Below are 11,654 nucleotides of genomic sequence, written 5' to 3' on the forward strand. Positions count from 1 at the left end.
ACCATGCCCACAGCAGCGCTCTTTGACCTTCTGCCGGATTTCGGCTCGCGCGCCCCGCGCAGCGGCCAGCCCCAGGCGGCAACCGAGCCGCCGCGCAAGCCGGATGCACCCGCGCCTCAGGCAGATATCGGCGCGCTGATCGCCGAAGCGGTTGCCGACGCCGAGGCCGCGCTTGAGGCGCGCCTTGCCATTGCCCATGAAGCGGCGCTCGAGGCGGAGCGCCAGGCCAATGCCGATGAGGCAAAGATTTTTCTCGAGAGCTTCGGCGGCGATCTCGGCAACGCCGTCGCCACGGGCGTCGACGCCATGGAGGCGGAAGTAATCCGCCTCGTCAGCGCCACCGTTGCCCGTGTCATCGGCGGCATTGTCAGCGACGATTTGCAGAAGCGCTCGCTGGAAGCCCTTGCCCGCACCATAAGCGAAGCCGTCGCCGACAACGAAGCGGTGCGCATCGGTGTTCGCGGGCCGCTGTCGCTGTTCGAAACGTTGAAGACCGCGCTCGGCCCCCGCGCCGCCAATCTCGCCTTCGTCGAAATGCCCGGCTTCGACCTTACCGTCGCCATCGACGAGGCCGTCTTCGAGACGCGTATCGCCGAATGGTCGGCCGCTTTGTCCGAGGCCTTGTCATGAGCGCTATCGACGCCGCGGAAGCCAGGCACGAGATCATCATCGTCAAGCGCAATCATCACGATCATGATGAAGGCCATCACGGCGGTGTCTGGAAAATCGCCTTCGCCGATTTCATGACCGCCATGATGTGCTTCTTCCTCGTCATGTGGCTGATCAACGCCGCCAACGAGCAGACCAAGGCAGCCGTCGCCAGCTACTTCAATCCGGTCAAGCTGATCGACCGCAATGCCAGCCGCAAGGGCCTGGAAGATCTCGGCGATGGCCCCAGCAAGGTCGCGCCGGCGGCACAGGACCAGAACGACAAGACGACCGCCAAGTCCGGGCAGGATAGCGCCGGCACCGCCGGTTCCGCGGACAAGCAGCAGCCGAAGCAATCGGCGCCGAAAACGGATCTGTCCGACCAGCATCTCTTTGCCGATCCCTATGCGGTTCTTTCCGAAATCGCCACCGACACCGGTGTCATGCAGAACGTCAGCCAAAAGGGCGATGGCGGCGTGCAGAATGCTGGCCCGGCGACGGGCGCGTCCGGCGGCGAATCCTATCGCGATCCCTTCGCCCCGGATTTCTGGTCGCAGCAGGTCGCAGCCCCCGCCGCCGAGGCCAGTGCCGAACGCGCAAAGATCGAAGGCGATCCGGTCAAGCCCGGCGACAAGGTCGCGCAAACGCAGGTGCCCAAGGTGAAAGCCGTCCCGCCGGCACCGCCTGTGGCGGAAACACCATCCGAGCCGCCGGCGACATCCGCACCGGACAAGGCAGCGCCGAAGACGGCGGCAGAGAAAAAGGCTGAAGCCGCGAAGCTCGAAATCGCCAAGGCCGAAGCTGCCGAGCCCGAAGCTGCTAAAGCCGAAGCCGCGAAGGCGGAAGAGGCTGCCAAGGTCGAAGCCGCAACGGCGGAAGAAGTGGCCAAGCCCGAAACCACGGAAAAGGCGCCGAGTGCCGCCGCCGTCAAGGCCGCGGCGCAGGTCAAGCAGCAACTGGCCGATGCCTTCAAACCCGGCGACAAACTGCATGATGGCGTCTCGGTCGAGGCCACCGACAAGGGCGTCGTCATCTCGATCACCGATCAGCTCGATTTCGGCATGTTCGAGATCGGCTCGGCCTTGCCGAGCCGCGAACTGGTGCTGGCGATGGAAAAGATCGGCCGCATCGTCAACAGCCAAAAGGGCACCATCAGCATCAACGGCCATACCGACGCACGGCCGTTTCGCAGCGACACCTATGACAATTGGCGGCTGTCCACGGCACGCGCCCATTCCGCCTACTACATGCTTGTCCGCGGCGGCGTCGACGAGCGTCGCATCACCGAGGTCGCAGGCTTCGCCGACCGTCAGCCAAAGGATCCTGCCAACCCGATGGCCGCCGCCAACCGCCGCATCGAAATCCTGATGTCGACCGACGGATGAGACCCGCCGCCATCATCGGCCGCGCCCTCGGCCTGTTGCTGCTGAGCGCCGGACACGCACCGGCGGCCTTCGCCCAGGATGCGTTGCAACCATATCAACTTGTGCGCTCGCTGCAGCTGGTCCAGGACCGCATCGCTTCCGGCGACCATGCCGCACTGCCGATGCAGGCCAAGCTGCTCGAAATGGCCGACGCACGGCTTCGTGCGGCAGATGCGGACGATTTCAAGGACCCTAAGAATTTGCGCGCCTTGCTGGTCTACGGCATGAGCGGCGGCAACCCCGTCACTGTCGAGGCGGCCGCGTCGCGCGCCCAGACCGACCCGCAGAGCCTTGCCATCGCTAAGGGCATCATCAGCTACCTCAACGGCCGGCCGGCCGAGGCGATCGAAACGCTGAAGCCGATCGACCCGATGACCCTGCCAAGCGACATCGGGGCATTCCTGGCTCTGGTCAAGGGCTCGCTGCTTGCCACTGAGGAACCGGCCAAGGCGCTCAAGCTGCTTGACGAGGCCCGCCTGCTTGGCCCCGGCACGCTGGTCGAAGAGGCGGCATTGCGCCGCTCGGTCGGCATTGCCGCCACCATAGGGGATGGCGCGCGCTTCGCGCTCGCCTCCACCCAGTACGTCGAAGATTATCTCTATTCGCCCTATGCCAGCCAGTTCGCGGACTCCTTCGTCTCCGGCGTCATTGCGCTGCATATGGCCATGAGCGTCGACAAGCTTGCCGACATCACCGCGATGATGGATCCCGAGCGCGAGAAGGTGATTTATCTGCGCATCGCCCGCCGCGCCGCGATCGACGGGCTGAATGATCTTTCCACCTTCGCCTCGGCCAGAGCCGGTCAGGGCCGCGACGGTATCCACAACGCCGACGATCCGCGCGCCTCGCTTTATGCCGGCCTTTCCACGGTAACGTCCGGCACCATCGACGACGTGCGCGCCGCGCTGGGCAAGATCGACCGCAGCAAGCTTTCGGAGGGCGACCGCGCCTTGCTCGATGCCGCGCAAGCGGTCGCCAGCGAAGTGATCGCGCCGCCAACCGCCCTTCCCGTCGAAAAGCCTGCGCCAGCCGCCGCCGAACAGAAGCCGGCAGCCGAAACCGCTGCCGCGGCAAAGCCCGATGAAACCGGCCTCCCGCCGGTCGAAGGCGCGATGCCCGAACAACCCGTCGCGTCATCCGACAAACCTGCCGCGCCGGTGCCGGACGCGTCGGCTGTCGCCGCCGCTGCCGGCGATGCGGCTTCCGTCCTGCCCGTGTCGGCGCCTGCAGCCGGCCTCGACCCGAACGACCCCACCGACGCCGCCATGATCAAGGCGCGGCGTCAGCTCGACACGATCGACCAGATGCTTGGAGCCGCCCCGAAATGACCACCAGTGTTGGCCAGGCCCTTCCGGGATTCGCTGCTGCGCGCGCGCCGTCGGCGAAGTCCGCGACAGGCGAGAAGAGCGACGATACAAGCTTCGGCAAAATGGTGCGTGACGACGAAAAGCCAGCCGCGCCGGAAAACCCGCAGGCAACCGAAGCTGGCGCCCACGGCCCGCGATGGGCCAAGCGCGCCCTGGCCGGTCTTGGCAAGGCAGAGCCTGCCCCAACCGAATCGGGCAAGGCTGCCTCGCCGAAACTGCCCGCCGCAAAAGCCGCAAAGGACGATCCCAATTCGGACAAGGCCTCGGCCGACAGCGACGAGAGCGGGCAAGGTGCAATCGCAACGCCACTTCAGGATCATCTGCCGTTGCTGATGGCACTGCACGACATGCGCCATTTCTCGACATCGGCCAAGACCGACGCACGCATCGCCACTGCAGACGAACGGGCACCGGATCCGGCGCTCGGCGGCCAGCCTCGTCCTGCCGAACAGCTGTCCGCTCCGACGAAGAAATTCCGCGCCGCGTCCGGCGTCGACACCGACGCACTTGCTGCCCTGTCGCGTTCCGAAGGCGCCCTGGTCGCTGCAGGTCTATCCGGCCAGAAAGAGCGCCAACAGACGGATCGGATCGGACCTGCTTCCGACGAACCCTCGCATCAGGATGATCTGGCGCCCCTGCTGAAGGATCAGCCGGCGGCCGACATTTCTGCACCGGAAGCCAAGCGCACCGCGCCGGTGATGAAGGGCCTTGAAGCGATCCAGTCCGCCCTGCGTTCCGATACCGGAAAACAAGACGCGTCCGGCGGACGCATTGAAATCGTCGCCGAGCAGAGTTTTCCGGCGCCCGCCCAGAACCCGATCAGCCAGACGGCGTCGGCTCTGGTTGATGCGATCGCTTCGGATGGCTTGCGGCAGGCTCTTTCGACGCCTTCGACGACCTCTCAAATGACCAGCTCTGTTGCCGTTCCGACACATGTTTTGAAGATCGAGCTGCATCCGGCTGAACTCGGCGTCGTCACGGCCAGCATGCGGCTTGCCGGGGAACAGTTGTCGATCGAACTGAAGCCCGAAACGCATGAGGCCTATCGCCGTCTGACCACTGACAGCGAGGCCATCGTCAAGTCCCTGCGCGGTCTCGGTTTCGATGTCGACAAGGTCACCATCCTGCAACCCTCGATAGCAGTCCCCGCCGCGACTCGCACCGATGCCAGCAGCGCCTTGCCGATGTCTTCGGGTCGCGATCAGCCCTCCTTTCAACCCGGCAACTCAAGCGGCAACAATGCCGGTTCCGGCGGCCAGCAACCGGGAAGGAACAACAGCAATGACGCACACGAATTTGGCCGTGCGGCTTCGCCTGCTCGCGAGCGTGCTGGCGACGATATGTTTATCTAGCCTCGCTGCCGGTGTCGCGAGCGCCGCCACCAACCCGTGCGAACCGGAGATCCTGCGCGCCGCCGATCGCTATGGCGTGCCCGCCGGCATCCTCTACGCTGTCGGCTTGACCGAGACCGGCAACAAGGGCAGCTTGCAACCCAACGCCTTGAATATAGAGGGAAAAGCTGTCTTTCCCAGGAGCCGCAGCGAGGCGCTGGCGACGTTCGAAAATGCCCGGCGCGAGGGCAAGACACTGATCGATCTCGGCTGCATGCAGATCAACCACCACTATCATGCCTCGCATTTCCGCAGCGTCGACGACATGCTCGATCCGCGTCAGAATGTCGACTATGCGGCGCGGTTCCTGGCCGCTCTGCATGCCCGTCATGTGACGTGGTCGATGGCCGTCGCCCGCTACCATGCCGGTCCCGACAACGATCCCGCACAGAAGATCTATGTCTGCCGCGTCATCGCCAACATGGTCGCCACCGGCTTCGGCAAGTGGACTGCGAACGCCCGAAACTTCTGCAACCCATAGCTGTCTTCGATGGTCACGGCTGTAGGCCTTTGCCCGGCCCTGCCGATGCTCGCATCGTCGTCGGCGCGTGCAGCCACCGAAGCAGCCGCGCGACCGCCCTTATTTCGAACCTCAAAAAAACTCCCAAGAAAATAGCTACAAGAAATGACGGTTGTTCACGAATCTCGCCACCGGATACGCCTTTTCACACGGGGCAGATGAGCTGATTCGGAGGGCGGGCCGATGATCGTGATCGTTGACGAGCGTGAGCTCGTAACTGAGGGATACAATTCACTTTTCGATCGTGAGGGCGTCGCCTGTGCAGGCTTCGCGCCCGGCGAATTCGGCGAGTGGGTAACGTCGGCGGCAGACACCGATCTGAGGTCGGTCAGAGCCTTCCTTATCGGCGACTGCCGCGAGGGCGCAATCTCGCCGCGCCAGATCCGCGATCGCACCGGCGCACCGGTCATTGCGCTCAGCGAACAGCACTCGCTCGAAAATACGCTTCGGCTGTTCGAGAGCGGCGTCGACGACGTCATCCGCAAGCCGGTTCATATCCGCGAGATCCTGGCCCGCATCACTGCCATCCGCCGCCGCGCTCACGAAGACGTGGCCTACACCGAGATCGGCGCCATGCGCATCTTCATGGACGGCCGCGATCCCGAGATCGACGGCCAGCCTTTGCCCTTGCCGCGCCGCGAGCGCCGCATCCTCGAATATCTGGCGGGCAACCGCGGCCGCCGCGTCACCAAGACCCAGGTTTTCAACGCCATCTACGGCATCTTCGACGAAGAGGTCGAGGAGAACGTGGTGGAGAGCCACATCAGCAAACTGCGCAAGAAGCTGCGTGAAAAGCTCGGCCACGATCCGATCGATTCCAAGCGCTTCCTCGGCTATCGGCTCGTCTATTGATGCCGACCTCCGCCAGCCTCGCGCAAGACAGAAAGCGTACCCTCACAGCCAGCAATATGGGCATTGAGGAGACGTTTCGATGAGCCTTTACGGAATGATGCGGACCGGCGTGTCCGGCATGAACGCACAGGCAAACCGCCTGTCGACGACAGCCGACAACATCGCCAATTCCGACACCACGGGCTACAAGCGGTCCTCCGCCGAGTTTTCGACGCTGATCATGCCGCAGGTCGGCGGCGCCTATAATTCCGGCGGCGTCAACACCACGATCCGATCGGCGATCAGTGCCCAGGGCGTGCTGCAGTATACGACCTCGGTCTCCGACCTGGCGGTCAACGGCAACGGCTTCTTCGTCGTCCAGGATCCCAGCGGAACGCCTTTCCTCACCCGCGCCGGCGCCTTCGTTCCCGACGCCCAGGGTCGGCTGGTCAACGCGGCCGGCTACCAGCTGATGGCCTACAGCTACGCCAATGGCGTGCCTGCTGCCACCGCCAACGGCTTCGAAGGCCTGGTCCCGGTCCAGATCTCCGATCAGGAAATGACGGCAACGCCGAGCACCACGGGCAACTTCAACGCCAATCTGCCGGCTGGCGCCACGCCGCCCGCCGGTCCGCTGCCGTCGACCAACAGCGCGACGGCAGAGTACACGTCGAAATCCTCGATGGTCACCTACGACAATCTCGGCAACAAGAAGCTGCTCGACGTCTATTTCACCAACACCGGCACCGGCACCTGGTCGGTCTCCGTGTTCGACCAGTCCAAGGCGACGCCCGGCACATCCTTCCCCTACACGGGTGGTGCACTGGCTGCGGCCAACCTGACATTCGACACCACCACCGGCAAGCTCACCGGCGCTGTCAACTCAATTACGATCCCCGTACCGGGCGGCGCGTCGCTTGATCTCGATCTGTCCAAGCTGACCCAGCTCGGCACCGGCTTCACCGTCTCCGAGGCAAAGGTCAACGGCAACGCTCCCAGCACCATCGAAAAGATCCAGATCGGCGAAGACGGCGTCATCTACGCCCAGTATCAGGACGGTTCGACCAAGCCGCTCTTCAAGATCCCGCTGGCCGACGTCCAGAGCGCCGACAACCTCACCGCACTGCCCGGCAATATCTATGCGCAGAGCACGGACTCCGGCACCGTGCGCATAGGCTTCGCCAATGAAGGCAAGCTCGGCAGCATCATCTCCGGCGCGTTGGAGAATTCCAACGTCGATATCGCCGAGGAATTGACCAACATGATCGCGGCGCAGCGCAGCTACACCGCAAATTCGAAAGTCTTCCAGACTGGTTCCGACCTGATGGACGTCCTTGTCAACCTGAAAAGATAACGACGGGCGCCAGCCCGTGAAAGACCCGCATGTCGCTTACCTCCGCATTGAGCATCGCCCAGTCGGCACTTCTGACCACGTCGAAGCAGACCAGCATCGTCTCCCGCAACGTTGCCGATGCCTCCAATCCGGACTACGCCCGCCGCACGGCCGTCGTCACCAGCACGGCGCCCGGCGCGCGCTCGGTGGAGATTCAGCGCGCCGCCAACGCCTTGCTGTTTCGCCAGAACCTCAGCGCGCTGTCGGCATGGAGCGGCCAGAGCACGCTCTCCAGCGGCATGGACCGGCTGGACCTTGCCGTCAACGGCGTTGACAACGCGTCCTCACCGTCGACCGCGATCGGCAATCTGCAGCAGGCGCTGCAACTCTATGCCACCTCGCCGTCGAACCCCAACCTCGGCGCCAGCGTCGTCGAGGCGGCCAAGCAGGTCACGCGTTCGCTGAACGACGGCACCAAGGCGATCCAGGATTTCCGCACCCAGACCGACGGCGAGATTAAGACTGCGGTCGATGATCTCAACGCGCTGCTCAGCCAGTTCCAGGATGCCAACAAGGCCATCATCTCCGGCACCCGGTCGGGCAGCGATGTGTCGGATGCGCTCGACCAGCGTGACGCGCTGCTGAAGAAGATTTCGGAATACGTTCCGGTGTCGACCTTCACGCGCGGCGACAACGACATGGTCATCACCACCAAGGACGGCACGACGCTGTTCGAAACGATACCGCGCTCGGTGACCTTCACACCATCGCCCGGCTATGCCGCCGGGGTCGCCGGCAACACGGTCTACATCGACAACGTACCGGTCTCCGCGGGCTCCGGCGGCAACGCCAGCGCCGACGGCAAGATCGCCGGCCTGATCACATTGCGCGACGGCGTCGCCGCAACCATGCAGAGCCAGCTCGACGAGACCGCGCGCGGGCTCATCACCGCCTTTGCCGAGACCGCGCCGGCGCTGCCCGACGCAGCCGGCCTGTTCACCTGGTCGGGTGCGCCCGCCGTGCCGCCGGCCGGCACGCTGGTCAACGGCCTTGCCGGCTCGATCAGCGTCAACGCGGCGATGGATCCGAGCGTCGGCGGCAATGTGACGCTGCTGCGCGATGGCGGCGCCAATGGCGCTGCCTATGTAGCCAACACCAGCGGCGGCGCTTCCTACGCAGACCTTTTGATCGGCTATGGCGACAAGCTCGACAAGCCGATGGCTTTCGATCCGTCCGCCGGCATCACCGTCGCTTCCAGTGTCGCCAACTACGCCGCCAATGCCATTGGCTGGTTCGAAAGCGTGCGCAAGCAGGCCTCGACCAATGCCGACACCAAGGAAGCGCTGGCGACGCGCACGGCCGAGGCGCTGTCCAACGACACCGGCGTCAACGTCGACCAGGAAATGTCGCTGCTGCTCGACCTCGAACACACCTACCAAGCCTCGGCCCGCATGATGAAGACCGTCGACGACATGCTGTCCGCCCTGCTCGATGCCGTGGGATAAGCCATGAAAGCGACATCCGTCTCCTCGGCCGCCATGTCAAACGCTCAGCGCTATTCGCAGATGCGCATGCAGAGCGATCTCGTCAAAGCCCAGAAAGAGGCGACGACGGGCACGGTCGCCGATGTAGGCCTGGCGCTTGGCGGGCGCACCGCTCAGGCCGTGACCTTTTCGCGTGATCTCGACCGGCTGAATGTCATCATCGATTCCAACGCATTGGTCACCGCTCGGCTTTCGTCGACCCAGAATTCGCTTGGCCAGCTCTCCGACGTCGCGCAGAATCTGCTGACCGCCCTGACCGCCACCTCCGGCGATTCCTCCAGCACCATCACCCATGACGCCGGCAATGCGGCGGTGCAGCAACTGACGTCGATCCTCAACACCAGCGTCAACGGCGAGTACCTGTTCGCCGGCACCAACACCGACGTCAAGCCGATCGACGACTTCACCGCCGCCGGCTCGCCCGCCAAGGCGGCATTCGACGCCTCCTTCGTCGCCTATTTCGGCTTCACTCAGAACGCCCCGGCCGCGGCCGCAATCACCGCCACACAGATGGACAACTTCATCACCAGCAATGTCGTGCCGCAGTTCATGGGCCCCGGCTGGCAGACCAACTGGTCAAGTGCCACCGATCAGCAGATCACCAGCCGCATCGCGCTCAACGACACCACCCAGACCTCGGTCAGCGCCAACAGCGACAGCATCCGCAAGCTCGCCATGGCGTCGGCCATGATCACCGGCCTGCTGTCCGGCAACATCAGCCAGGCTGCGCGCAATACGGTCGTCACCCGTTCCGTGTCGCTGGTCGGCGACACACTCGGCGGGCTCGCCCAGTTGCAGTCGCAGACCGGTCTTGTCCAGAAGCGCGTGTCCGACGCCAGCGACCGCATGAAGACGCAGGTCGATCTTTTCGAGCGGCACATCCTCGATCTCGAAGGTGTCGACCCTGCCGAAGCCGCCACCCGGGTCGCCGATCTTACGCAGCATATCGAGACGTCTTTCGCGCTGACGGCGCGCCTGCAGCAACTCAGCCTGTTGAATTACCTGACCTGACAACTCGCAAATGGAACGGTAGAGCCCAACGATGTACCAATTCTCCTACGCCGACATCCAGACCGACTCCGTTACCGACGCGAAGGACCGCGAGCGGCAGTTGCTGACCCGCTCGATCGACATGCTGTCGGCGGCGGCCGCTGTCGGTCACGGCTCGATGGAGGCGGTCGAGGCGCTGCACTTCACCAACCGCATCTGGACCACCTTCGTCGACGATCTCGGCTCCAGCGACAACGCGCTGCCAAAAGAGCTGCGCGCCAACCTGATCTCCATCGGCTTGTGGCTGCTGCGCGAGACCGAAGACATCCGCCAGGGCCGCACCGACAATTTCGAGGGGCTGATTGAAGTGTCCCAGATCATCAGGGACGGCATTCAATGACCAACACGCTGAAGATCTCGCTGAAACCCAACGAGAAGATCTACATCAACGGCGCCGTCATCCGCGTCGATCGCAAGGTCACCGTCGAACTGATGAACGACGTACAGTTCCTGCTCGAGAGCCATGTGATCCAGCCCGAGGACGCCTCGACGCCGCTCAAGCAGCTCTATTTCATCCTCCAGGTCATGCTGATGAACCCTTCTGGCGCCGTCGAGGCGCGCGACATGTTCCGCCGCTCGCTGCCGCTGCTTCTGGCAAGCTTTGAGGATGAGCAGATCTGCGCCGGGCTGAAGCAGATCGACCGCATGGTCGGCGAGGATCATGTCTACGAGGCGCTGAAGGCGATCCGCGCGCTTTATCCGCTCGAACGCCGCGCGCTTGGCGGCAATGACGATGTTGCGGGTGCGCAGCGCCCGCTGGCTGTGGGAGCACGATACTGATGAATGTGGACATGACGACCACCATACCGACCGGCGCCAACCAGGCCACCCAGTCAACCTCGAAGACGGCGGTCGACTACCAGTCGTTCCTGAAGCTGCTGATCGCCGAGATGAAAAACCAGGATCCGACGAAGCCGATGGATTCGACGCAATATGTCGCCCAGCTCGCCACCTTTTCGCAGGTCGAGCAATCGGTGCAGACAAACACCAAGCTTGACCAGATCATGCAGTCCTCGGCATTGTCGCAAGCGGATGCCTTGATCGGCCGTTCGATCACCTCCGCAGACGGCAAGACCACGGGCACGGTAGCGTCGGTGCGGCTGGCCAGCAGCGGCCTCATCGCGGTGCTGCAGAACGGGACGGAAATCGCGGTTGGCCCGGGCGTCTCGGTGAAGGCGGCAAGCTAGGCCGATCTCGAGGTAGGGTGCTATCCCATGAACGAGGCTGACGCTCTCGACATCGTCCAGTATGCGGTGTGGACGGTGCTGACCGCTTCCGCACCGGTGGTGCTGGTGGCCATGGTGGTCGGCATCGGCATTGCCCTGATCCAGGCCTTGACCCAGATCCAGGAAATCACGCTGACCTTCGTGCCCAAGATCGTCGCCATCATGCTGGTCGTGGCGCTGACCGGCCCGTTTATCGGCAGCCAGATATCGGCTTTCACCAACGTCATTTTCGAGCGCATCGAAAACGGCTTCTAGCCGCTGCTCAAGGCCGCGCTTGCAGCCGGCCGGGTTCCGGATAGATTGCGCTTTCGCGGCAACGC

The 11,654-nt window shown here is 64.0% G+C and carries 13 protein-coding genes; all 13 read left to right on the plus strand.

The annotated features are described in order from the left end of the window. The first annotated feature begins 3 nt into the window (after positions 1-3). The 13 genes from AC1DXU_RS05760 (at position 4) to fliQ (ending at position 11,589) form a co-directional block, all read left to right on the plus strand. Positions 4-630, plus strand: coding sequence for a hypothetical protein (locus AC1DXU_RS05760; RefSeq protein ID WP_477365426.1), 627 nt, complete (start codon positions 4-6; stop codon positions 628-630). Beyond that, complete coding sequence (locus tag AC1DXU_RS05765) at positions 627-2,033, plus strand: MotB family protein (RefSeq protein WP_477365429.1); 1,407 nt, start codon at positions 627-629, stop codon at positions 2,031-2,033. The genes AC1DXU_RS05760 and AC1DXU_RS05765 overlap by 4 nt, the downstream gene beginning before the upstream one ends. After that, positions 2,030-3,400, plus strand: coding sequence for a chemotaxis protein MotC (locus AC1DXU_RS05770; RefSeq protein ID WP_477365432.1), 1,371 nt, complete (start codon positions 2,030-2,032; stop codon positions 3,398-3,400). The genes AC1DXU_RS05765 and AC1DXU_RS05770 overlap by 4 nt, the downstream gene beginning before the upstream one ends. Then, positions 3,397-4,791, plus strand: a complete 1,395-nt coding sequence (gene fliK, locus AC1DXU_RS05775; protein ID WP_477365435.1) for a flagellar hook-length control protein FliK — start codon at positions 3,397-3,399, stop codon at positions 4,789-4,791. Before AC1DXU_RS05770 ends, fliK begins: the two co-directional genes overlap by 4 nt. Then, positions 4,721-5,311, plus strand: a complete 591-nt coding sequence (locus AC1DXU_RS05780; protein WP_477365438.1) for a transglycosylase SLT domain-containing protein — start codon at positions 4,721-4,723, stop codon at positions 5,309-5,311. Before fliK ends, AC1DXU_RS05780 begins: the two co-directional genes overlap by 71 nt. Positions 5,312-5,533: 222 nt before the next feature. Then, positions 5,534-6,202, plus strand: a complete 669-nt coding sequence (locus tag AC1DXU_RS05785; protein ID WP_477313293.1) for a response regulator transcription factor — start codon at positions 5,534-5,536, stop codon at positions 6,200-6,202. A gap of 79 nt (positions 6,203-6,281) precedes the next feature. Then, a complete protein-coding gene (locus tag AC1DXU_RS05790) occupies positions 6,282-7,535 on the plus strand; it encodes a flagellar hook protein FlgE (RefSeq protein WP_477365441.1) in 1,254 nt (417 codons plus the stop codon). Positions 7,536-7,564: 29 nt separating this feature from the next. After that, positions 7,565-9,019, plus strand: coding sequence for a flagellar hook-associated protein FlgK (flgK, locus tag AC1DXU_RS05795; RefSeq protein WP_477365444.1), 1,455 nt, complete (start codon positions 7,565-7,567; stop codon positions 9,017-9,019). A gap of 3 nt (positions 9,020-9,022) precedes the next feature. Further along, positions 9,023-10,069, plus strand: a complete 1,047-nt coding sequence (locus tag AC1DXU_RS05800) for a flagellar hook-associated family protein (protein WP_477365447.1) — start codon at positions 9,023-9,025, stop codon at positions 10,067-10,069. A gap of 31 nt (positions 10,070-10,100) precedes the next feature. Then, positions 10,101-10,448, plus strand: a complete 348-nt coding sequence (gene flaF / locus AC1DXU_RS05805) for a flagellar biosynthesis regulator FlaF (protein WP_477313301.1) — start codon at positions 10,101-10,103, stop codon at positions 10,446-10,448. Then, on the plus strand, positions 10,445-10,888 hold the full coding sequence (flbT, locus tag AC1DXU_RS05810; RefSeq protein WP_477365450.1) for a flagellar biosynthesis repressor FlbT: 444 nt from the start codon (positions 10,445-10,447) through the stop codon (positions 10,886-10,888). Before flaF ends, flbT begins: the two co-directional genes overlap by 4 nt. Beyond that, complete coding sequence (gene flgD / locus AC1DXU_RS05815) at positions 10,888-11,295, plus strand: flagellar hook assembly protein FlgD (protein ID WP_477245856.1); 408 nt, start codon at positions 10,888-10,890, stop codon at positions 11,293-11,295. Before flbT ends, flgD begins: the two co-directional genes overlap by 1 nt. 27 nt (positions 11,296-11,322) lie before the next feature. Then, positions 11,323-11,589, plus strand: coding sequence for a flagellar biosynthesis protein FliQ (gene fliQ, locus AC1DXU_RS05820; RefSeq protein ID WP_258608584.1), 267 nt, complete (start codon positions 11,323-11,325; stop codon positions 11,587-11,589). The last annotated feature ends 65 nt before the right edge of the window (positions 11,590-11,654 follow it).

This window comes from Mesorhizobium sp. P3_A10 (genome assembly GCF_056403175.1).

Coding starts and splice junctions, on each gene's coding strand:
- flgD (WP_477245856.1), top strand. CDS start 10,888: ATGAATGTGGACATGACGACCACCATACCGACCGGCGCCAACCAGGCC.
- AC1DXU_RS05800 (WP_477365447.1), top strand. CDS start 9,023: ATGAAAGCGACATCCGTCTCCTCGGCCGCCATGTCAAACGCTCAGCGC.
- fliQ (WP_258608584.1), top strand. CDS start 11,323: ATGAACGAGGCTGACGCTCTCGACATCGTCCAGTATGCGGTGTGGACG.
- flbT (WP_477365450.1), top strand. CDS start 10,445: ATGACCAACACGCTGAAGATCTCGCTGAAACCCAACGAGAAGATCTAC.
- AC1DXU_RS05765 (WP_477365429.1), top strand. CDS start 627: ATGAGCGCTATCGACGCCGCGGAAGCCAGGCACGAGATCATCATCGTC.
- fliK (WP_477365435.1), top strand. CDS start 3,397: ATGACCACCAGTGTTGGCCAGGCCCTTCCGGGATTCGCTGCTGCGCGC.
- AC1DXU_RS05760 (WP_477365426.1), top strand. CDS start 4: ATGCCCACAGCAGCGCTCTTTGACCTTCTGCCGGATTTCGGCTCGCGC.
- flaF (WP_477313301.1), top strand. CDS start 10,101: ATGTACCAATTCTCCTACGCCGACATCCAGACCGACTCCGTTACCGAC.
- flgK (WP_477365444.1), top strand. CDS start 7,565: ATGTCGCTTACCTCCGCATTGAGCATCGCCCAGTCGGCACTTCTGACC.
- AC1DXU_RS05780 (WP_477365438.1), top strand. CDS start 4,721: ATGACGCACACGAATTTGGCCGTGCGGCTTCGCCTGCTCGCGAGCGTG.
- AC1DXU_RS05790 (WP_477365441.1), top strand. CDS start 6,282: ATGAGCCTTTACGGAATGATGCGGACCGGCGTGTCCGGCATGAACGCA.
- AC1DXU_RS05785 (WP_477313293.1), top strand. CDS start 5,534: ATGATCGTGATCGTTGACGAGCGTGAGCTCGTAACTGAGGGATACAAT.
- AC1DXU_RS05770 (WP_477365432.1), top strand. CDS start 2,030: ATGAGACCCGCCGCCATCATCGGCCGCGCCCTCGGCCTGTTGCTGCTG.